This window comes from Synechococcus sp. CBW1002 (assembly GCF_015840915.1).
In the GTDB taxonomy this organism is placed as follows: domain Bacteria; phylum Cyanobacteriota; class Cyanobacteriia; order PCC-6307; family Cyanobiaceae; genus CBW1002.
Window position 1 is genome coordinate 2,945,285 of sequence record NZ_CP060398.1, and the last position, 22,715, is coordinate 2,967,999.

General features: G+C 55.1%; 14 protein-coding genes and 4 pseudogenes. 7 read left to right on the plus strand and 11 right to left on the minus strand.

Going from position 1 to position 22,715, the window contains the following annotated elements:
* Positions 1–390: 390 nt before the first annotated feature.
* The 6 genes and pseudogenes from H8F24_RS14595 to H8F24_RS14620 all read left to right on the plus strand — a co-directional run.
* On the plus strand, positions 391–1,392 hold the full coding sequence (locus H8F24_RS14595; protein WP_197170078.1) for an IS5 family transposase: 1,002 nt from the start codon (positions 391–393) through the stop codon (positions 1,390–1,392).
* A pseudogene (locus tag H8F24_RS14600) lies at positions 1,340–2,077 on the plus strand (transposase); the annotation flags it as partial. The gene H8F24_RS14595 and the pseudogene H8F24_RS14600, both read left to right, overlap by 53 nt.
* Before the next feature lie 79 nt (positions 2,078–2,156).
* Positions 2,157–2,786: an ISAs1 family transposase gene (locus H8F24_RS19965; protein WP_197158706.1), complete on the plus strand. Its 630-nt coding sequence runs from the start codon at positions 2,157–2,159 to the stop codon at positions 2,784–2,786.
* Positions 2,777–3,319, plus strand: a complete 543-nt coding sequence (locus tag H8F24_RS19970; protein WP_197158713.1) for an ISAs1 family transposase — start codon at positions 2,777–2,779, stop codon at positions 3,317–3,319. Before H8F24_RS19965 ends, H8F24_RS19970 begins: the two co-directional genes overlap by 10 nt.
* 16 nt (positions 3,320–3,335) lie before the next feature.
* Positions 3,336–3,752 (plus strand): annotated as a pseudogene (locus H8F24_RS14615) (transposase); the annotation flags it as partial.
* 236 nt (positions 3,753–3,988) lie between these two features.
* A pseudogene (locus H8F24_RS14620) lies at positions 3,989–4,678 on the plus strand (transposase); the annotation flags it as partial.
* A gap of 15 nt (positions 4,679–4,693) precedes the next feature.
* Here the strand turns inward: H8F24_RS14620 and H8F24_RS14625 are convergent.
* Positions 4,694–5,566: an IS3 family transposase gene (locus tag H8F24_RS14625; protein ID WP_231598222.1), complete on the minus strand. Its 873-nt coding sequence runs from the start codon at positions 5,564–5,566 to the stop codon at positions 4,694–4,696.
* A 10-nt stretch (positions 5,567–5,576) separates the two neighbouring features.
* Positions 5,577–5,864: a transposase gene (locus H8F24_RS19620; protein WP_231597691.1), complete on the minus strand. Its 288-nt coding sequence runs from the start codon at positions 5,862–5,864 to the stop codon at positions 5,577–5,579.
* A 17-nt stretch (positions 5,865–5,881) separates the two neighbouring features.
* On the opposite strand from H8F24_RS19620, the pseudogene H8F24_RS14630 reads away from it, so the two are divergent.
* Positions 5,882–6,394 (plus strand): annotated as a pseudogene (locus H8F24_RS14630) (transposase); the annotation flags it as partial.
* A 778-nt stretch (positions 6,395–7,172) separates the two neighbouring features.
* Here the strand turns inward: H8F24_RS14630 and H8F24_RS14635 are convergent.
* The 9 genes from H8F24_RS14635 to H8F24_RS14670 form a co-directional block, all read right to left on the minus strand.
* Positions 7,173–9,200: an SDR family NAD(P)-dependent oxidoreductase gene (locus tag H8F24_RS14635; protein ID WP_370594755.1), complete on the minus strand. Its 2,028-nt coding sequence runs from the start codon at positions 9,198–9,200 to the stop codon at positions 7,173–7,175.
* A 521-nt stretch (positions 9,201–9,721) separates the two neighbouring features.
* Entirely contained in the window at positions 9,722–15,544 is a 5,823-nt protein-coding gene (locus tag H8F24_RS14640) for a polyketide synthase (protein WP_197170080.1), read from the minus strand.
* A gap of 625 nt (positions 15,545–16,169) precedes the next feature.
* Complete coding sequence (locus H8F24_RS19625; protein WP_231597865.1) at positions 16,170–16,439, minus strand: hypothetical protein; 270 nt, start codon at positions 16,437–16,439, stop codon at positions 16,170–16,172.
* Complete coding sequence (locus H8F24_RS14645) at positions 16,430–17,980, minus strand: IS5 family transposase (RefSeq protein WP_197155761.1); 1,551 nt, start codon at positions 17,978–17,980, stop codon at positions 16,430–16,432. The genes H8F24_RS19625 and H8F24_RS14645 overlap by 10 nt, the downstream gene beginning before the upstream one ends.
* Before the next feature lie 52 nt (positions 17,981–18,032).
* Positions 18,033–18,599 (minus strand): DDE-type integrase/transposase/recombinase, encoded by a 567-nt coding sequence (locus tag H8F24_RS14650; RefSeq protein ID WP_197170081.1) that lies wholly within the window; start codon positions 18,597–18,599, stop codon positions 18,033–18,035.
* Positions 18,600–18,747: 148 nt separating this feature from the next.
* Complete coding sequence (locus H8F24_RS14655; protein WP_197170082.1) at positions 18,748–20,262, minus strand: IS66 family transposase; 1,515 nt, start codon at positions 20,260–20,262, stop codon at positions 18,748–18,750.
* A gap of 53 nt (positions 20,263–20,315) precedes the next feature.
* The gene (locus tag H8F24_RS14660) at positions 20,316–20,723 is read right to left on the minus strand and encodes a helix-turn-helix domain-containing protein (protein WP_197170083.1); all 408 of its coding nucleotides are present in this window, start codon (positions 20,721–20,723) and stop codon (positions 20,316–20,318) included.
* Positions 20,720–21,229: a transposase gene (locus H8F24_RS14665; RefSeq protein ID WP_197170084.1), complete on the minus strand. Its 510-nt coding sequence runs from the start codon at positions 21,227–21,229 to the stop codon at positions 20,720–20,722. The genes H8F24_RS14660 and H8F24_RS14665 overlap by 4 nt, the downstream gene beginning before the upstream one ends.
* 99 nt (positions 21,230–21,328) lie before the next feature.
* The gene (locus H8F24_RS14670) at positions 21,329–22,672 is read right to left on the minus strand and encodes an IS110 family transposase (RefSeq protein ID WP_231597866.1); all 1,344 of its coding nucleotides are present in this window, start codon (positions 22,670–22,672) and stop codon (positions 21,329–21,331) included.
* Between the last annotated feature and the right edge of the window lie 43 nt (positions 22,673–22,715).

Below are 22,715 nucleotides of genomic sequence, written 5' to 3' on the forward strand. Positions count from 1 at the left end.
CAGGGCACAACTCGCCCCTGCTGCTGATCAGGCAGCCCGCGTCGACGGAGCTGGCACGTGTTCGATTTCCCATGGTGGTGTGGGTTGTTCTATGCCACGTCCGGAGTCCGCCAGGAGCCGTGCGCCGCAGGCCGGTTCGTGGGGCTCCCCACCGGGTTGCCCGAGTGATGCGGTGTGGCGGAGTGGGGGCAGGACGTTCCGGCCATACTGTCACCCCTGGGGTGGACCTACTGGCTTCACCGAGAACATTCGACAGCAGGAGATGCGCCACTGGCGCCGAACCGCTGCTTGGCGGGTGACATCCTTGATGTGTGTACCTTAAGGAGGCTCTGGAAAACCGAAGCGATTCACGGGACAATGACCCTGTGATCGCGGGCCAGGACTGGAGTGGTGGGCGGCAAGCAGCTCGACTTTTCGGACTATGAGCTGACTACGGCCAAAAAGCAGACCAAGCGGGAGAAGTTTCTTTCCGAGATGGAGGCGGTGGTGCCGTGGCAGGCGTTGATGGCGTTGATTGAGCCTCACTACCCCAAAGCGAGCAAGAAAGGCGGCCGTCCTCCATACCCACTGGCCACGATGCTGCGGATCCATCTGTTGCAGCAGTGGTATTCGCACAGCGATCCGGCCATGGAGGAAGCCCTGATCGAGGTGCCCACCATGCGCCGCTTTGCCGGCATCGAGCTGATCAGTGACCGAATCCCAGATGAAACAACAATCCTCACTTTCCGCCACCTGTTGGAGAAGCACGGGCTGGGCGAGCAGATTTTTGAGACCGTCAAGGCGATCCTGGCGGATCGGGGCGTGACGATGCGCCAAGGCACGATTGTGGATGCCACCTTGATCGCGGCGCCCAGCTCCACCAAGAACAAGGAGGGGAAGAGGGATCCGGAGATGCACCAGACCAAGAAGGGCAATCAGTGGTTTTTCGGGATGAAGGTCCATGCCGGCGTGGACAAGGACTCAGGCCTGATCCACTCGGTCGTGGTCACCGCAGCCAACGTGCACGACCTGACACCGGCAGCCGACCTCCTGCATGGTGATGAGGAGGTGGTCTACGCCGATGCCGGCTACCAGGGCATCGCCAAAAGGCCTGAGATGGCAGGCAAGACCACGGAATTCAGAGTGGCCATGCGACCCGGTAAACGCAGGGCGCTACCGGAGACGCTAGAGGGAAGGCTGCAAGATCTGATCGAAACGGCCAAGGCCCACATCCGCTCCAAAGGTGAGCATCCCTTCCGGGTTGTCAAGCGACATCTGCTTTTGGTCCCGCATTGCATCTTTAAGAGTTTGCTGAAAAACCCGGCCATCTCTGCGAGAATGGGCCAGCTGTCCAGCCCAGATGCGAGGTCAACGGGAGCGCAGCGGCTCCCTGTTCTCCTACGTGTCGATTGAGGATCGGATCCCGGCCGGCCATCCGCTGCGGCGGATCCGCAAGCTGGCCGATCAGGCCCTCGATCGCCTCAATCCCACCTTCTGTGATCTGTACGCCGCAGAAGGCCGGCCATCAGTGCCGCCGGAGCAACTGCTGCTGGCCTCGTTGCTGCAGGCGTTCTACGGCATCCGCTCGGAGCGGTTGCTGCTCGAGCAGCTCCACTACAACCTGCTGTTCCGCTGGTTTGTGGGGCTGAGCCCAGATGATCCGATCTGGCATCCCACCACATTCACAAAAAACCGGGAGCGGCTGCTGAACGAGCAGGTGATGGGGAAGTTCCTGGAGAAGCTGATGGGTGCTCCGGAGGTCAAGCCGCTGCTCAGTGACGAGCACTTCTCCGTCGATGGCACCTTGCTGCAGGCCTGGGCCTCCCATGCCTCACTGGAGCGGATCGATGGGCAGGACGATCCGCCGCCACCGCCGTCAGGCCCTGGCGAGGGTTTTGGCGCTCCAAAGCCCGGCAAGAAGCGAGCGAAAGGGGATTTCCGAGGCATCAAGCTCAGCAACAAGACCCACCGCTCCGGCAGTGATCCCGACGCCTTGCTGGCCCGGAAATCCAACGCCCACCCGGCTCAACCGAGCTACCGGGGTCATGTGCTCATGGACAACCGCCATGCCCTGATCGTCGATTGCAAGGTCACGCAGGGTCGCCTAAAAGTCTGTCCTGGTAGCTCTTGGCAGGTCTGCCAGCATTGGGTTTGGTCGGCGGGTCTCAGTGCCCCCAATGCCCGAAACCCGCTCCACCGGAGTCGATCAGCCCGCACCGGATGACCTGATCAGCTTCCTCAAGGCCATCCCGGATGGGCGTTACCGCCGCGGGGTGCGTTACCCGCAGTGGTTCCTGCTGCTGGTGGCTGTGCTCGGGATCCTGAGCGGCTGCCGCAGCTCCCGTGATCTGGAGGCCTTTGCCCGGCGGCACCGTGAGGCACTCAACCAGGCGCTGGGCCTGAATTTCAAGCGCTGGCCCTCCGATGCCACCTTCCTCTACCTGTTCAACAAGGCCCACCTGCAGGAGTTTGGCCAGGTGCTGCAGGCCTGGATGATCAGCCAGGTCCCAAGCGGGGCAACGGGTCTGGATCAGCTGGTGTGTGATGGCAAGACCCTGCGCGGCTCTGCCGTGGAGACAGAAGACGGCAGTCACCGGTTTGTCGCCCAGGTCACGGTGTACGCCCGGGCCCTTGGCGTCGCCCTGGCCCAGACGACCTATGACACCCACGAATCCAGTGAGCGTGCGGCGCTGAAAGAGCTGCTCAGCAGCCTGGATCTCGATGGCGTGTTGATCCAGGCGGATGCCCTGCACACGACGCAGGCGTTTTTCGCTGGTGCCTCTCCCAGGGGGCCGACGTGCTCCTGACCGTCAAATCGAACCAGAAGACCCTCTACCGCCAGATCGGCTGCCAGTTCCAGGGAAAGCGTCACATCCCTTTCACTGCAACAGATCACGAGAAGCGCCACGGGCGCGACACCGTCTGGGAACTGCGAGCCAGAGAGGCACCGGAGCACATCAAAGCCAACTGGCCCGGCAGCGCCTGGATCGTTGAGGTGATCACAGGCACCCTCACCCGCAAGGGCAAGCGCAAGATCAGGCACCACCTGTTCCTCACCAGCGTGCGCACCACGCCACAAGCCCTGCTGCGCCTGATCCGTCAGCGCTGGAGCATTGAGAACGAATGGCACTGGGCCCGTGACGTCCAGCTGGGTGAGGACGCTCATCGCTACGCCAACCGGATCGGGGCCCCGGTGTTCGCCTTCCTGCGAACCATCGTGATGAACTTGCTGCGGCGGGGCGGCTACCGCTCGATCCGCCAAGGCCTGCGGGAGTTGGCCTACGACATCAAGGGAATGCTGGCACTTGGCGGCGTGGCCAGCCGAGGGAGCTTGGGCTGATCACACTTTTAGGCAGCCCTGCAAGGTCACGCAAGCCACGGGCACCGGGGAGCGGGATGCCGCCAAAGCCATGGCCGCGGATCGTCCCGGTGCCTACCAGAAAACCATCGGTGCCGACAAGCACTACGACACCAGGGGCTTTGTCGCCGAGATGCGCCGCATCGGCGTGACGCCGCACGTGGTGCAGAACACCGCCCGATCTGGTGGTTCCGCCATCGATGGCCGCACCACCCGCCACGTGGGCTACGCCAAGTCGATCCATGCCCGCCGCGGCATCGAGAAGGTGTTTGGCTGGATCAAACAGTGGGGAGGTCTGCGCCAGTTCAAGCTGCGCGGCACCGAGAAGGTGAGTGCGGTGTTCGGCCTGAATGTGATCGCCTACAACCTGATCCGCCTGGGCAACCTGCTCAAACCGGCGATGGCGGCGGCGTGAACAGGTGGTTGCCCAGAAGTGTGCCCAGACGGCAGTGATCAGGGAGCCCCAAAGGGGCAAAACACACCAAAAGGGGAGCTCTGAGCCGCTGAAACTCTGAAAACCAGACCGAAATGAGCTGCACCAGCTCTCAGGAGGGAAAAACGCTGCTTCTCAGGCGGTTTTTCCGCAAACTCTTAAGAGTTTGCTGAAAAACCCGGCCATCTCTGCGAGAATGGGCCAGCTGTCCAGCCCAGATGCGAGGTCAACGGGAGCGCAGCGGCTCCCTGTTCTCCTACGTGTCGATTGAGGATCGGATCCCGGCCGGCCATCCGCTGCGGCGGATCCGCAAGCTGGCCGATCAGGCCCTCGATCGCCTCAATCCCACCTTCTGTGATCTGTACGCCGCAGAAGGCCGGCCATCAGTGCCGCCGGAGCAACTGCTGCTGGCCTCGTTGCTGCAGGCGTTCTACGGCATCCGCTCGGAGCGGTTGCTGCTCGAGCAGCTCCACTACAACCTGCTGTTCCGCTGGTTTGTGGGGCTGAGCCCAGATGATCCGATCTGGCATCCCACCACATTCACAAAAAACCGGGAGCGGCTGCTGAACGAGCAGGTGATGGGGAAGTTCCTGGAGAAGCTGATGGGTGCTCCGGAGGTCAAGCCGCTGCTCAGTGACGAGCACTTCTCCGTCGATGGCACCTTGCTGCAGGCCTGGGCCTCCCATGCCTCACTGGAGCGGATCGATGGGCAGGACGATCCGCCGCCACCGCCGTCAGGCCCTGGCGAGGGTTTTGGCGCTCCAAAGCCCGGCAAGAAGCGAGCGAAAGGGGATTTCCGAGGCATCAAGCTCAGCAACAAGACCCACCGCTCCGGCAGTGATCCCGACGCCTTGCTGGCCCGGAAATCCAACGCCCACCCGGCTCAACCGAGCTACCGGGGTCATGTGTGAGGTGGGTGCCTTTTATTGGACAGTTCCGGCCCCTGACATCGTTAACCCAGGACGGGTGGAACATGGTTCGGCCTCAGTGTAGACCGCGTGGGGAGTTTTGCCTCCAAGGGAACTGTGAGGTCTTACATGGCAATACCGCCACAGGAAGCGGGCCAGGCTGATTTCAGCGTCCCAGCCATCGCTGTATGCCCGTAGGTAGACCTCCTCGTACTTGACAGTCCTCCACAGCCGTTCAACAAGGATGTTGTCGTAGCACCGCTTTCTGCCGGACCAGCTGATCTGGATCCGCTCCCCTTTGAGTCTGGCCACAAAGTCAGCGGACGTGAACTGACAGCCTTGATCGGAGTGGAAGATCTCTGGCCTACGGCCGCCTCCCAAGGCCATCTCCAGGGCCTCCAGACAGAACTTCGTGTCAAGGCTGTTGGAGAGCCTCCAGCTGAGCACATGCCTGGAATGGAGATCCATGATCGCCACCAGATAGAGGAACCCTTTCTGCAGAGGGATGTAGGTGATGTCGGTCGCCCAGACCTGATCCACCGACGTGACCTGCGTGAGGTCCACCAGGCAGGGGAACCGCACGGACGGATCACCTGGAACCGTCGTCCGGGGCTTCTGGTAGATCGCCCGTAATCCCATGCGCCGCATGAGGTTTCGCACTCGATCTCGGCTGATCGGGATACCATCTTGGGCCAGATAGTCCACCATCCGGCGGCTGCCGCTGCAGGGATCCTCCAGGTAGAGAGCATCGATCCTGGCCATGATCCGCAGCGTCGATACACGGACCGGTGTCGGCCGGTAGTACAGCGTGGATCGAGGCAGCCCCAGCAGCGCACACTGCCTGCTGATGCTGAGCTCGGGGTGGTCGTGATCGACCAGCTTGCGCAGTTCACGGGCATCAGAGCAGTTGAGACTTTTTTTTGAGCCACTCCAGCTCCATCTGCAGCCGTCCGATCTGCTGGAACAGCTCCGCCTCCTTGGCCTGCCCCTCCTCCTTGTCCTTGGTCTTCTTGCCTCGGGTGAAGAGCTCGCTGGCACCGTCCAGGAGCTGCCGCTTCCACTGGCTCACCTGGATCGGGTGGATGGCGTGGTCGGCGGCGATCTCCTGGATCGTCTTGCGGCCACTGATCGCCTCCATGGCGACCCTGGCCTTGAACTCGGGGCTGTGGGTGCGGCGCTTGCTCATCGGTGGGAGCCCCTTTCAGGGGCGGTACCCCGCCTCAGAGGTTAACGATGGGGCCTGTCCAGAAAAGCCAGACCACCTCAGTGCTCATGGACAACCGCCATGCCCTGATCGTCGATTGCAAGGTCACGCAAGCCACGGGCACCGGGGAGCGGGATGCCGCCAAAGCCATGGCCGCGGATCGTCCCGGTGCCCACCAGAAAACCATCGGTGCCGACAAGCACTACGACACCAGGGGCTTTGTCGCCGAGATGCGCCGCATCGGCGTGACGCCGCACGTGGTGCAGAACACCGCCCGATCTGGTGGTTCCGCCATCGATGGCCGCACCACCCGCCACGTGGGCTACGCCAAGTCGATCCATGCCCGCCGCGGCATCGAGAAGGTGTTTGGCTGGATCAAACAGTGGGGAGGTCTGCGCCAGTTCAAGCTGCGCGGCACCGAGAAGGTGAGTGCGGTGTTCGGCCTGAATGTGATCGCCTACAACCTGATCCGCCTGGGCAACCTGCTCAAACCGGCGATGGCGGCGGCGTGAACAGGTGGTTGCCCAGAAGTGTGCCCAGACGGCAGTGATCAGGGAGCCCCAAAGGGGCAAAACACACCAAAAGGGGAGCTCTGAGCCGCTGAAACTCTGAAAACCAGACCGAAATGAGCTGCACCAGCTCTCAGGAGGGAAAAACGCTGCTTCTCAGGCGGTTTTTCCGCAAACTCTTAAAACTGTTGACACCGGGTAGAGCCTGGCGAACTTCTTTATTCGCTCTGCTTTTGGGCTGGGATATGGGATGACTATGACTATGGGCATCGTTCTGCATTCATCCACGCTCTCTCCTTCCCCCGTTCTTGCTACTGCTTACTTGATGTTGCTATATCTCTATATACTGTGAAAACGAGGCGCTCTCCCAAATCCTGTGGTTGTGCACTAGGTACTGTACTCGGACTCCCATCCTTATACACGAAGCCTTTTCGCTCCCCCTGCGGCCGGCCCCGTCTGACGCCACTTATGTGTGTGGGTGGAGGGGGGATACGGGATGAGTATTCAATCGCCGACTTACATCAGACTTAATCGCTGGCTATAAAGACACATCGCTCCTTTGCATGGCACTTTATGGCGGTGGGAATGGTCGCACCACAGAGGACTCCACCATCCTCTCAGAGAGGGCTCTTGAATTCAGCCTCCTCGCAGACGCAGCAGACTAGTGCCGAATTATGGGCTCGATAGATGCAAGCACAACTAGACACAGAACATTCACCAACTCGCATGTGCGGATCTATATGTCTAGGATCTCAAGTCAGAGATAGCTAAAATCATGCCTTTAGTCGATCATGCTTTTCGAATGGGTCATCTCTGAATGAGAGATGGACAAGAGAGGGCTACCGTCTTCTGATGTGATTAGGCCTTCGTAGCAAGCTCTGCTGCTGACAGGATCGAAACTTGATATGCGACTACTCGCTAGATAGTTGCAGCCAAGTACAGGCAATGAGTAGATGTCGACGACGATATTGTTGGGCAGTGCACTAGTCTGATGCAATTCTCGAAGTATAACTAGCGTCATTTGAAGAAGACCATCAAGGAGAGATGGATCGAGAAATCCCTCTGCAGACTGGGGCACACCTAATAGTTCCGATGCACCGTGTGATCTTAAGGTGGAAACAATAACGCCCATCCTTGGCAAAATCAAGGAAGGGCCATTAATTACAGTGAAGACGCCATCATGAAATAGGTATCTATCATAGCATTCTGACTGGCCAATGGTAATTATGTTATCAACATCAAGCTTCTCAGTTGAGAGAGCAGACAACAGATCACTGCTTATGACTGGCCGAGGAATCTCTTGGACATGAGTACGATAAGAGCAACGACTTGAATGGCTATTTCTTAGAGTACAGATTACTGCACGATTGCTTGGGCTGGAGACTTCGTAGAGAAACTCTTGCGGTTCCGAGTTGTCAAAAACTATTCCTGACAGCACTTCTGTCGTTATCCTAAGAACAGAGTCTGGGGGTGGAAGAGAAGTAGTAGCGTTCTCTCTCTGATAGGCTTCAACTGCAAAGACGCAGGAAAGCGCAGCTGGCATTACAGGACGACCAAACTTTTGATGTGACCTAAGGTAAGGTAAATAGTTGGGATCTAGCAGAAATCGATAGGTCTTAGATAACTTTCCTTCAATAGTTAGCATTGAAGACGAAAGTGAGTGAGCCCCAAGATAGGGATATGACTCTGAAATACTGTCAATATCAACTTCCGACTGGGAGAACTTTGATACATCATAAACTCCTGTTGTGATTTCAAGAGGTAGGGTGTAGTCTGTAGTTAAAAGCTCTGCAATGCACTGAGCACCAAGATCAAGGGGGATTGGAATTATTCCTTTGTGAGCAAAGGCGTCATTTACTTCCTTAGTCGCCATCCCCGCCGACGCCCATGGCCCCCAGTTGACCGAATTAATCTTTATGCTTGGGTATAACGAGGCAGACAGCCAACTGCCGGCATTAATAAGCTCATTGGCAGCTGAGTAATCAGATTGACCCAGGTTACCCACTTTCCCCGCAACTGATGCATAATTCAGCACTCTAGTAACTGGATGAGTCTCAACCAACCGAAAAGTAAGTTTGAGAGCGTTCAGCTTAGTCAGCAAGACTCGCTCAAAGCTGTCTTTAGCTTTCTTGTGAACCAATGAATCCTCGATAATGCCCGCCACATTTACAACCGTATCAACTCTCAACTCATTCTGCTTTAGGAAATCAAGGACGATACTGTCACATGATCGATCAAGAAAGTCAACCTTTATGTAGGCAACGGAAGCATAGAGGCTTGATAGCCGCTCAATAGTTGAAATGGCTTCACGTGAAGAACTAATAGTCCTCAGCTCTCTTTCAATGGAAGCTGGAGTAAACTGGTCACCAGCTTCTTGGTGAAGCTCAATCAAATGTGACCTCACTTGAGCAGTTGTACTATCAGGCCGAATCCATGATGGCAGAGTGAGGTCCGATCTTCCAGTAAGAACTAAGGATATATGTTTAGTGCCAATTCTTTCCAAGGCAGAGACGGCTATCCCTCTCGCGCCGCCAATAGCCAGTACACACTTTGGTTGTGAATGAATCTCTGTACGGAGGGGCTGTTCTATGGAGGGCTGGTAGGGTATTATAGCGTGAACATATAGTCCACTGTGACTTATTGTGTATTCGCGTTCGGGCTCTTCAAGTGCACATATAAAGTCTAAATGGCACCTTGTTGTGTCGGAATCAAACTCTTGACGGCAGATGTCAACTACAGTAGGGCGTACAGATTGATACTCAGATACAATTGACTTGATCATCCCTGAAAGGGCAGATACATAGGTCATATTGAACTGCTTAGGCCCTGTGCTGGCATCACTAGGAAGGCATCGGCCAAAATTACCTTGTCCGTAGTGAAGAATAATCAACTGGTGACTTCTACAGTCTTTGCTGAGCGGATACAAAATATTTCGCAAATTCTCAAATGCGGCCCAAAGCGACGTGACGGCATCACTTGGAGAGAACTCCGCTAGACTGTCCAGCTTTTGTCCAAAGGCATCTAAATGTACTACAACAGTGATGCCATCTTGACTATCTGGCTTAGACTCACCAAATACTTGAAGAGCATTGAGCAGAAGCTCAGAGAGGGGCTCCTTAGATGAAGAGTCTATCGATGATGCGTAGAACTGAACATTAGGAGCCCCATTAAATAACTCAGAATAAAAGCCCTGCTTGTCCTCCGGACAAAAGATGACATACGGACGCGTCTTCTTCCCAAGGCATTGGCCAGACCTCGGGGTTGATAGACGATACGAGACACTTTGGAAGTGGGAAAGCTGATGTCTTATTAATTCATCTCTCCCGCTTGTTACTTTCCCGGCTGAGATTCCTCTGCAGCAAGATCAATACTTGTACCTGCACTAAGAGCTGAAGAAATGTACTGGGACACTTCTTTTAGACTTCTAAGATCTCGAGTGCCAGTCTGGATGTTCTGAATCGTTTCAGGGGCAATATCTGACAATGTTGCCATGAAGCCACCCATGACTTCAATTCTCTTGATGGAATCGATTCCAAGGTCAGATTCTAGGTCTTGGTCTGGATCAAGTAGTTCAACAGGGTAACCACTCTTCTCAGATAAGATAGAAGTGAGCTGTGACAAGATGGATCCGGTATCAAGTTGTACCAGTCCTTGCCTTGACTTCCTATCTGTTAGAGCATCTCCATTTGAGGCTAAGAGAGAAGTGGGCTCAGTCGCTTGACTGTCAAAAGTACTTTGTACTGGAGTAGATGGAGCTGGAACCAAGGTATCGATCATCGCCACATTGCCATGGGCATGCGATGAAGGTGCGGGAGATTGAGATTGCTGTTGTTGGACATTGGGTAGAATAGTCGAAGCACTATTGCGGACTATTGTCTGTGCTTCAGGCGAATCCGAACTCAATGAAGTAGGAGATTCGGACAGAGGCGAGCTCGTCACTATCAAAGGGGGACTAGCAAGGGATGCAGGATTATCACCAGATTGATTCAGATATGCTGAAAAGACTTGAGTTTGTGAATCTATCATCATCCGAAGCGTTTCATGATAGGTGCGAAAAGCTTCTAGGCGAAGGCTGCTAACTTCGTTCGGAGGATTCGACTGGTTGGAGAGGTTGAGCTCGTTCATGGGTAAGATTTCGTTGCGGTGCGGATGCAATTGGACAGATTCTAGCAGAGCTGTATCCGCTGAATTAGGCTCGGGGATGTTCTGATTAGTTGACTTGCCTGTCGTCGAGAAGGTATGGTGAACATTGTGTTGGGCACTTTTTTGAACTCTATGTCCCGACTGCCACGAACTAGCTCCATTAATGAAATAACTGAGTCCAGGTTCTCTGCGAATACGCTTCTGCTGGGCTTGATACCCCGAACCTGTATGTCGCAGCATCTGATCTAGCCTTGACCAAGTTAACGTAACACCATAACTCCCAAGGCGCATGATTGAACCGACGAATGAGTCTGTTCCTTGCGGACCATCTAGCGAAACCGCTACAGAACCAGTCGAACTGAGTGATGACTGCACCAATTTAGACAAGACCTTTTTTGGCCCAACTTCGATATACAAGGTACAGCCAAGTCTCTCTGCCTGCTTCACAGACTCGATAAAGTCGACGCTTGAAGTCATGTGATCAGTAATAAGCTTATCAATATTGCTTTCACTCACCGGGCCTGACTCAGGGGATGTACTGAGAATGGCACTGTGAGAATGTGATCGACCCGTCCGTAAATTAAGGATACTCAGGCTATTGATGAATCTATTGTTACACTCTTGCATAAGGATGGAATGAAATGGCTGCTTTGCCTGCATCCGCTGTGATGAGACTCCGTTCATCATGCACGCTGCTTCTACGCGTTCGATATCAGATAGCAGGCCAGATAAAACGATCTGTGATGGAGAATTGATATTTGCTAACGTAAGTGAATGTTCCGCCACATTCTTCAATAGTTCCTTTCCTTGGTCAATGGAACAAAAGAGAATCAGCATGCCATAGCCATCATCACTGTAAGTGCTGACGGCTTCACCTCGAGCCCGAAGTAAGTCAACTAACTCACTGTCTGTCATCCACCCTGTCGCAAATAGGCTGACAAAGTCACCGAGGCTATGGCCAAGTGCTATTGACCAAGGAATCTCCAAATAGTTCAGAATATCTAGGTAGGCCATCTCTGTGATGGCTAGCAATGACTGTTTCAGCTCAGGAGGCGGAGCAATGCTCTTTTCAGATCTGCTAAACAGATATCGACTCAATACATCTGTTAGTGTAGGTTTGTCAGGTATTAGTTGGAGCAAGAGCTCATGCGAGCGGAGTTGGGTAGCCACCATGCATGTTGCTCCCATCCCAGGATAATCTGAGCCCTGCCCTGGAAACAAAAGTGCTGTCTGTCTGGCCTGCTTGAACTCAATTTGTAAGTCTGCTGTTTTCGACTGACATACCAGCCACTGCCTCATGGCATCTGTGTAGCGAGTGGTTTTATTAAGCAGTTCAGAAACAATAGCCAGCTTCTGGCCAATGTCAGCCGCGCTGAGATCGGCTAAGACAATCGCAAAGTCATCAGTACATCCATGCTGATGAGTGCATATGTCGTGGCAGGTGATTGTGTCGGCTATTAGTTGGTTGACAGATGTCAAACACCCATTGACTGCGCACTCTCTTTCGACTTCCAGCGCTTGTGCAAGTGCCAACCTGATGCATTCAGAAAGGCATCCCTGCTTTGCCTTGAAATACAAAAGCCTGTAGCCAGACGGCAGTTGTGGCGAAAGGTCTGTTACATCATTGTTGATAACTGGTTGTGGGACGTACTCCTGCAGTACAGCATGGAAATTTGTTCCCCCAAATCCAAATGCGCTTACTCCAGCCGTTCTGGGCGTGCGCTGATCATTCTTAAGCCAGGGAAGACTGCCAGTAGGTAGATAAACGGCTGAAGAACTTATCACTTCGTCAATTTGTTCTTCAGTTCTGCTATGTAATGGAATAGACTTATGCTTTAAAGCCAAGGTGGCCTTGAGAAGACCGGCTAATCCGGCAGTACTTTTCGTATGGCCGATCAGGGTTTTTACTGAGCCCACTGCGCAGTATGTATTAGGGCTTTTCTGAGCTTCTAAGAATGTAGTCAAAGCTCTGATCTCTGAACGATCTCCAACAGGAGTGCCGGTCCCATGAGCTTCATAGTAGCCAAGCGTCGCTGGATCCACTCCGGCATCTGAGTATGCCCTTGCAAAAGCTTGGACTTGTCCTTGATGTGACGGCGCGGTCATTGTTCTACAACGGCCATCACTGGAACTACCAATACCTTTGATCACAGCGTGGATTGTGTCTCCATCTGCTTCCGCATCTTCAAGTCTCTTTAGGATCAGAATCCCTGCGCCCTCACCTAGCACGATTCCATCGGCTTCATTGGTGAACGACTTGGCTTGACCGGTTGGCGAAAGTGCGTGAGTCTCTGAAAAACAAAAATAAGCAAACGGAGACTGAAGCGTATCAATTGCTCCTACAACTGCCATGCTCGCGTCCCCTTGCCTGAGCTTATTAATAGCTATATCCAAGGCGGCAAGTGATGACGCACATGCAGCGTCCACGGCGCAATTGGTGCCGCCAAAACCAAATCTGTTCGCTACTCTTCCGGCCGACACATTTGGTAGAATGCCGGCAAAGCTGTCGCTAGTCCAAGCTGGTAACTGTCTTTCGATATCGGGATGGCCAGTTAATAGTGGTGCTAGCTCTGCTTGCATTACATATCCCTGTCCAAGCTCGCCGAGGCCACCACTATATCCCAAAACAACGCAGGTAGATTCACGATCGTATAAGCTATCCTTTGAATATCCAGCATCTTGAAGAGCGTCCTTGACGCAGACAAGCGCCAAAAGTTGCGCTGGATCGATTGAGGAGAGTGATTGTGGTGGTATCCCAAACTCTATCGGATCAAATCGAACTGCATCCAAGAAGCCACCCCACTTGGAATGGACTCTATTAGGCACTTTGGGGTCAGCTGAATAAAAGTCCTCAATAGACCACCTGTTCTCTGGGATCTCTTGAATCTGGCATTTTGCGCGCATTACTAAGTCCCAGAACTGCTGTGGACTGTTTGCACCGGGCAGCCTGCAAGACATGCCAATGATTGCTATGTCTAACTTGCCTCTGTTTGCACTTTCTGTCTGATAGCGAGAAGTCTGCGTGACATGTTGCTGTTGAGGGTTTCCGCTTGGGGCTTCCAATCCAGCTTTAATACTCTCATGTAGCTGGCGTATTGTGGTCTGGCCGTTAATTAAGCACACAGCTTCGCCCAGCATGTACATGCCAAGTTCACGTTGAGCTTGGTCGGTAACCTGGACAAGGCCACCTTCGCTTCTTTGTAAGCCCTTGGATGCAAGTCTCAGGCGACCAAGGATCAGCCGGTCCAGCTGATTAGAGATTTCTCTGACGGGCACCTGAGCTCTTATCAGCTCATCACGTATGGCATTAAACTCGCGTGAAAAAGCAGTATCAGCACATCTGCTCTGATGCCCCGGAGATGTTTCGAGAAACACAGTTCTGGCGCATTCTAGTGAAACCTTCTGGTATGTACTAGTGATGGCCCTATCCTCAATTATCTCTCGAGTTGCCAGATAAGCGGAGCCAACCAGCAACCCATAGTTTGTACCTGCCTTCACCAAATCGTCTAACATGTAGGCAGCAAAAGCTGCCGAGGTCTGATCATGGATACCACCTGCAAGGACTAGACACACTTCTCGCCTTACTACCACACTCTGCTTAAGGACAGCTTTGATGGATCGTTCCCAAAGATTTAGTGAGCTGAGTGGACCGATGTGTCCTCCACACTCTCGCCCTTCAAGAATAAAGTCTCTCCATCCCTCCTTGATGAACAGCTCCAGCAATTCAGGTGTTGGCGCATGAATGAAAACACGAAGGCCATTGGTGGCGATCTCCTTTGCTTGTGCTGGTGTTCCACCGGCCAGGATGCAAAAGCTGGCTCTAGATCGTTTTAGGACAGCAATCTGAGACTGTAAATGAGTAGAATCAATAAACCCAAGCAGGCCAACTCCCCAGGGCATTCCTGGAATCAACTCTGCTGTCTTGATCAGAATCTCCTCCAGTGCTTGGTCTGTCAACATAGCGGCGGCTATTGTCGGCAGAGCACCTCCCTTCGCGACGCTAGAAGCAAACTCGGCATTATCACTCACCCGGGACATCGGGCCTTGAATGACTGGATACTCTACGCCAAACTGCTCAGCAATGGAATTAGCCTGAAGCTGAGACGAATGCCTATTTTGTGTGATCGTTCGGTAAGAAGAAATAACTCTGCCAATGGTTAGGCATTCGGAAGAGTAGTCTTTCGCAAGATCAATTCCCTCTCCAACGGGGAATGTCCCCTCGCTACTCCAGGTCGCAATTTCCTTTAGCCGAGAAGTCTCTACTCTGCTTCCAAAGAAGTGTTCTGAAGACTCCTTCCCGGGTTTGATAATGCATCTGACTTCTACTGTATCGTCCTCGGCTGATCGGATGACAATAGACTGTCTGCCGTTCACCCTGCTAAGGGCAAGCTTAGTGCGCTGCGGGAGATAGCTATCTTGAAGAAGCAGGATCTGTTCGTCGAGTATGATAGAACGGATCCCTTGGCTTTTGAGGGCAGAGAATGAAAGAAGCCCTACTGGGCCGGCTGCAATTAACCTGCAGTCTTGAAGACAGCCTAGAGCCTTCTGAAACAGAATGTACTGAGAATCGCGTCCGCATAATCCTCCCGACTCGTAGCCCTCGAGGATCGCGCTAGGATCGATCTGTTGTTCCCATGGAAACCTGGCATATTGTTCTACTTCCTGAATGGAACCAATCCTCGGGATTGGATTCATGCTTTTGAGCTCTATGGCTTGTTCTCTACTGATTCGGTGCCATGGGATGATTGCCCGCAGCGGACTGCTAGACGGTACTTCTAGCTCCCGAGTCAGCTCCTGCAACACTTTAGCAGTTTCAAAACTGTTGCAGGACACAGCAAAAATGCCAGTTCTGAATCTAGTGAGATATTGCTTCCAGATCTCCTCGAGCTGGTGTTCAAAACCAAAACTTTCAAAGCATATAGACGCTCCTGCTGCCACTACCTTCTCACAGGCTTTAAGCCAATCTCCAATTGGGCGAATCGTAACGAAAACCTGGTTGGAGTTTTTCATATGTACACTTATGAAGAAAGAGAACAACGCCTTGATGCGCTAGGTCGAGATCTCAGATGTCTAGCAGGATCCCCGTATTGACAACACTAGCCATATTAGCGAGCTTCCGGAGGTGGTGAGGTACAAACAGCTCTTCCTGGCGAAGGTACGCTAGGCCCGCATAGTGATGGATGCTACAGCAGATGTGGCAGCAGCACGTGTGTGGTAGCGGCATGGCACCGATAGCATGAGGCTATGGGGGCTATTTACAGAGAGGCAGCTGCCCAGGAGGTGGATGTAATGGCTGCGGAGCCGACCGAGACCGTAAAGTCGGCTGATGCGGCAGAGGCAATCGCAGTGGCCGTCCGGGGGGCAGCCATTTTCAGCTCATTACGATGGTGTCGACCCGCCGGATCTGAAGCCGCGGCGCCTATCAGCAAAGATGTCCGCTCAGGGTACTGATCTGAGTACCTCAGAAAGCCTACTCCGGATGGAGGATCATGGGCTTCGAGATCGGATGTTGATCGTCATCGCGCGTTGATCAGGAGCGCAGGCTTGAGCGGCCGGCCCCCGGTCGGAGGCTGAGGCCGGCCCGCCTCTTGCGGGCGGTCCAACCACAACCCCCTGGGGCCTGGGTTTCTGATCTTCAAGCAGCGACAGTGTCCTGCGGTCTGGGATGGTTGACCCGCACGACTGTTGGCTGAGCCCAATCGCGAGGTGGCCGGGCCCAGCGGCGTGGATGTTGCGCACGCGCCTGCTCATAGGTCTGCTGACGGACTCTGCAGATCGCGTCAGCTTCTCCGTAGGGACTCCTGAAAAAGATTCTCGGCCCATCGGCGCCGGATTCGTCCGTTTGCTTCGCGTTAATCAGGCTGGCAAGCGCGGTGACATCAAGTCGGCCAGATCTCAAAAGCATGGCTTGCAGATGCCCTCAGGCGCTCTGATCGCTGACCAGGCCATAAAAAAGCTGTAGATCCACCCAAAAAGAAGGACAAAAAAGAGGCGCAGCAGCCTCAAGACCTTTTCCGCGCACATCACGACAAAGGCCATCGAGATGGAGGATTCGGCACCAGCTGGTAGACGAGCCATGATCAGATCCAGGGAATACTTGCGCTTTCCAGAGCCAAAGACGCCTTCCACTTCATTGCGTCGAGCTTGATCAGATCGGAGCTGGTGCTTGTGTGCAGTGGTGACATCAGGATCCTTGGGCGGGCGACCCAATCGCTTGCCGGAGAGGCGAATACCGTTCCTCGTGCAGAAATGCCTATTCTTGGCCGTGATATAAATCCGGTCGGCGCAGATTCGCTCTGGGTAAGATCCTGTATCCAGCTTGTATTTTTCCGCCTGAGCGATAAGGTCTTCTCCTTCGTTGTAGGGGTTCCAGCTTATGCGGTGCAAGAACGGAAAGCCGTTTTGAACCGAAACACTGATTTTGGCTCCAAACTCCACCGCAGCACGTGCTTTGCCTCGCACCATTGGGCGGATATGGGTCTGCACAAGATTCACCAGGCGGTCTGGAATGCTGTTGGTCTGAGAGGCGAGCAGAAGGCCCTGTTGCCGCTCCAACTCGCTGCAGGCCAACAACTTCTGCCACCAATGCCTCTTAAGCTCGGAAAGCCTTGCCCCGCAGCCGATCAGAGCATCAATGGCCTTGAGATTCTGCCGCACATAGCCAAGCTGATGTTTAATGGCAGCCTTCACTTTGCGGCGACGTGGTCGTTTTTGCTTCGCCACTCTCAGGAAATGAGCACGAGCAAGGCCACGGTCGTAGCGAGGTCGATGTCTCCTGAATCCCGATGACTGACTGCACAGATCATCAATGACTCGCTCGGTCGTTGTGCGAGCCTCGTTGAGGAGCTTGAGGTCTCTGGGATAGGTGATGTCGGCTGGAGTGCAACTGGCATCAATCGTGAGAGTGCCCCAATTCTTTCCTTCTGGCCAGTCAGCAGGCTTGATCAACGCATCAAGTTCTAGCTGAGCGCCTCCTCCACTGGAATCACGATCATCATGGTCGTCATCGTCTGCTGCCTGAGCAAGTGCTTCCAGAAGGATCTCTTTGCCGCGCTGCACCACCAGCTCGTTGATACGGCGCAGATCCTCGTCAGAAAAACGCTTGCGAAAGTGCACCATCATCGAGGCATCAAACGGTGCCTTAGCTGTGTAGCCCGCAAAGCCGAGAAAGAACTGAATATAGGCGTTCTCTCTGATCTGATGGACTGTCTCTTCGTCGGTGAGCCCTAACTTCTGTTTGATGTAGAGAGCACCAAAGGCCATTCTCACTGATTTGGCTGGAGCGCCAATTGTGGCGCTGAATTGAGGGGCATAGGTTTCTTCCAGCTCATCCCATGGGATCAGCCCCTCCAGTTGAACCCAGCGATTCTCGGGATCAAGTGTGCCGCCAAATGGCAGGTGGAACTCCTTGATTGAGATCTGACCGTTATTGTGCCTCCGGTACATATGGAACGATCAGGAGTAAAGGCAATCACGGATTGCCTGATTCACGGCCACTTTAGCGGTTTCTCATGCTTGAGACCAGCTGCGGCGCAATGGATCTGGATTGTTCAGGAGTCCCTCCGTAGTGACGCTGATTGGGCGTCACATACTTGATGCCGCTGTGACGATGCTCAGCGTTGTACCAGTCAACAAAGCCATCGACCCAGGCGCGCACTGAGAGAAGATCCCGGAAACGACGCACTGGATAGCTCTGGTGATATTTCATGGTTCGGAACCATGACTCAACGTAGGCGTTGTCATTGCTCACCCGCGGCCGCGAGAATGACAGGGCAATGCCGAGCTCGGCCAGCTTCGCGGCCAAGGTGTAGGAGCGCATGGGTGCTCCGTTATCGGCGTGCAGGATCGTGGTCGACCCTGAGCTGATCCCTTCATCACGGCAGACACGATCAAAGAAGTGCTTGGCCAGTTCGCCGCATTCACGATCGTGCACCTCAACGCCAAGGATGCGCCGGCTCCACACATCCATCACCATATAAAGGTAGTAGAACTGACCCTTCGCAGGCCCCGGCAACAGGGTGATATCCCAGGCCAGCACTTGATGGATGCCCGTTGCCTCCAGCACGGGTGGCTCTCTTGGCTCCCGCGGTGGGCGGCTCCTGCCGCGATGATTTAACGTATCCGTTCAGGGGCCGTGACGCAGCAGCGCAGCATTCCACCCCTGATCGTTGATCAACGAGCAACCACAGACACCACGATCGATGACGGCCGGCTCAGGGATTCGGCAACAGCGATGGCATCTCACCGCCGCGATGATGGGCGATCAAGGCCTGCTCCAGGAACTGCCAGATATCACGGCCCTGTTGCCGCAGGCTGGTGGTGACCGTGAGCAACCTGCTGCGGCAGATTGCACCCTGGCGGGATTGGACGCCATGGCTGATCTTGCGCTGAATCACCGAATGGCGCAGGGCACGCTCGGCTGCGTTGTTGGTGGGCTCGATCCCTTCAATCTCCAGGAAGGTCCAGAGGCCATCGCTCACTTGCAGCAACTGATGGCAGGTACGCACCGTCTTGGCCCACGGCGTTCGCTCGCCGCGCTGGCAGCCCAGCTCCACAACCCGCTGCAGCGTGCCCACAAACGCCTGGCGGATCGGCCGACAGCCCTGCTGCAACGTGGACCAGTCGATCGTTCCGTCTTTGTAGCGGTGCCACTGGGCAAACAGCTGCTGCTGCAGGCCCAGCAGCTCCGCTCCAATCTCACCGCTGGCGCCCTGACGGTCAGCGATGGCGGTGAGATCGCGGATCACGTGCGCCCAGCACAGCTGGCGCTGCTCCAGCGGGAGATGGTTGTAGGCGGAGAAGCGATCGCTCACCACAATTCCGCCAAAGGCATTCCCGAGCAGGTCGATCGCGGCGGCAGCCGAGCGGCTCAGGCTCTGCAAGAACACTGTCACCCCCATGGCGGTCACCATGACCCACTCCCAGCCGCGCCGGCCATCGGGGTTGCCCCCATCGGCATTACCGGTGGGGGCACCGGTTTCATCGACATAGACCACCGACTGCTGACGGGCAAACGCAAGGGCCTCCTGCATGGGCTGCTCCAGTGCTGCACTCAAGCGCTGGCGGATAGTGGCCATCGCTCCCCGGCTGATCTGTACCCCCAGCAGCTGATCCAGCAGCGCCTGGGTCTTGCTGAAACTCAACGGGAAGGCACTACCCAGCAGACCCACCAGAGCACTGAGCCGGGGACCGTAATGGCTTACTTCCACCTCCGCCGGTAACGAGGCACAGGTGCTGGTGGTACAGCAGGGGCAGACCAGGCGGTGCAGCCGGTGCTCGATCACCAGAGGCGTGATCGGTGGAATCTCGATCACCTGGTGCCTCAAGGGCTCGGGATCCTGACCCTGTAGCAACGTGCCGCAGCGGCGGCAGGCCTGGGGGTGGTGCTCGACCACCTCATCCACCCGCTCGATCGGCAGCAGCTCCGGCCCAGATCCGGGATGGCCCGGCTGGCCGCCGCGCTTGCGGCCACTGCCCTTGCGTCGTTCGGGCGGCTTAAACCCCTGGCCATCACTGGAGGGAGGCTTGGAAGAATTGCGGGAGCTGCGGCCGATCCGCTCGCGCAGATGGGCCAGTTCGGTCGCCAGGGCGGTGAGCTGGATGCGGAGCTGCTCGATCTCCTGTTGCTGCCTCTGGCACTGACTGACCAGCTCAAGAAATCCAGCCTTCACTCCCACCGGGGTGGCGGCCCAATCGGCTTCTGAAATCCCGGCCGGTGGGGTGGTCATCGCAAGGAGTCTCTTACTGAGATGCAACCAGGAATCAAGCCACCGTCAAGGGTTCAGCAAGCCCGATGTTCGTTGCGAGCTGTCCCGACTCCTGAACGGGTACGATTTAACAGGCCTTCCTGGCGCATGATGCGGTAAATCGTTGACTCCGATCCCACGTAGACTCCCTCCTCGGCAAGGATCGCCACGATCTGACCAGGCGTGAGATCGGCAAAGCGTGGATCGTTGACAGTGGACAACACCTGTTGGCGCTCCTCCTCGCTGAAACGATGCATGACATGCCTGGACGCTCCCTTGCGTTGATCGCAGCTGAATCCCTGGGTCCGAATCATCAAGCCCCATCGCCTCAGCGTGCGTGTCGCCAGGCCGAAAAGATCAGCAATGGCCTTGGCCGAAAGGCCACGACTGATGCCTTCCTGTAGAAGCGCGACGATCGCACCGCGATCGCCAGACGGAATCAAGGATCCTCGTCCGGTTGAAAGATCTGGTTGAACTTTTTTGAGAGCATCAACAACGTCGCCGCTTCTGTCAGTGCTTTTTCTTTCTTCTGCAATTCACGCTCCAGCTGGCGATTCCGCCGGACCAGTTCCTGATTCTTGCGTTGCAGTTCCCGCTGATCAGCCATGCTCGGCGCGCTGGGGCCATTGGCATCCTCGGCGGCCTGGCGCCAACGGGCAACCTGCTTGGGATACAGCCCCCGCTCCCTGCAGAACGACCCGAGCTCGGCTCCGTTCAGTCCTGCGGCCTGGATCACGGCTGCCAGCTTGTCGGCAGCGCTCCACTGCTCCGGCGGCCGGTTCGTGGCAGGCACCAGCTGGCCCTGCTTCTGCCACTGGCTCCGCCAGTTGTAGATGGTCTGCGCCGTGATCCCGGTGTCGCGGGCGATCTCAGCCACGCTCTCAAGGTTCGGAGGGCTCATCCGCAGGCGGACGGCTTCCCGCAGAGCGGCGTCATAGGGCGGTTGCATAGTCGTCGGTTGGGCCCCCAGGTGGACGGGTCAAACCGAGCGGACTTCTTTCTAAGAAACACCAACGGCCAACAGGGATCTCGGCTGACTGACCACACCTCAAGCAGAGGCAACAAGTTGAAAACCAAGGGCAATGGCGCGTCGCTGGAGACCACGAATCTGACGATCCCTTGATTCCTCCTGATATGCGGCAGCACCGGGATCCTGATATACCAAACCATCACGGAGCGTCTTGTAGTAAAGAATGGCAAGCTTTCGGGCAGTAGCAATTAATGCTTTACTCTTTCCGGCACGTGCTGCCAGACGACGTTGAAAAGCACCCAGTGCAGTATTCGTTCTTCCCAGCGGTACGGCAGCCATCCAAAAGGCACTACCTGCTCGCGTAGTGTCCTGTCGTGTTCGTGAAGAAAGTACCTTTCCCCCTGAGATCCTGTTCTGAGGACTGAGTCCCAGCCATGACACAAAATGCTGGGCACTGGGCCAGCGCTTCATGTCCAACCCACACTCACTAATGAGCGTGAGAACTGTTGTTGGTCCTAATCCCGGAAGCCTTAGAAGATTGTGGCCTGACAAGGCTTGAATTAGGTGGGTTGGGTTAAATGCAAAGCCATGTCCGCATATCTTCCAATCCCCAGGTTGACTGCCTGGATCTTGATAGTCCGAGCCGGCAAGCTCTGTCATCAATGATTGTGCCGCAAGCTCGCAGGCCCTGATCTTCTCTGAATAGGTGTCAAAGAGCTCAACTGCGATCTTCAAAGAGAACAAGTGATCGTCTTGGTAGTTCCCCTCAAGAGCAGCCGCAATTGTTGCCGCGCTCTCCTTGCAGCGTCTGTCTCGGAGAGAAGCGAGTCTTTCGGGGTCCCTCTCACCTGAAAGTATGGCATCGATGATTCGCCTACCGGTTAGTCCGCTGATATCTCTGACAACATGATGAAGCTGAAGATTCATAAGCATCAGCGCCTTCTGGATGTGTTGCTGATGAGACGAGCGGTATCGAACAAGTTGATCACGCTGCCGCAGATATGAGCGTAGTTCTGTGATTTTTTGGTCTGGACGAAAGCTTGCTCTCACCAGGCCGTAGCTGTGGAGCTGCTGAAGCCATTGTGCATCGTTGATATCCGTCTTGCGGCCCGGAACATTCTTGGCGTGCCTGGCATTAACAAGAAAGACGTCAATGCCTTTGCCAGAGAGAATCTCGTAAAGCGGAACCCAGTAGATTCCAGTGGACTCCATGGCAATGGTGCTAATTCCAACTGCCAGCAGCCATTCGGCGAGTGCGATTAGATCCTTTGTGAAGCTTGAAAACTTGCGGACGGGATTCGGATCAAGCTCGACAGGAACAGCAACAACGTGGAATCTACTGCCGACATCAATTCCAGCGGAACGAGGGTTAATGACTTTCAGACGAGCTCGGCGCTTGCCTGCTGAAATTGGTTCTCCCATGGCTTAAGGACTCACTAGGAGTTTGCTGAAAAACCCGGCCATC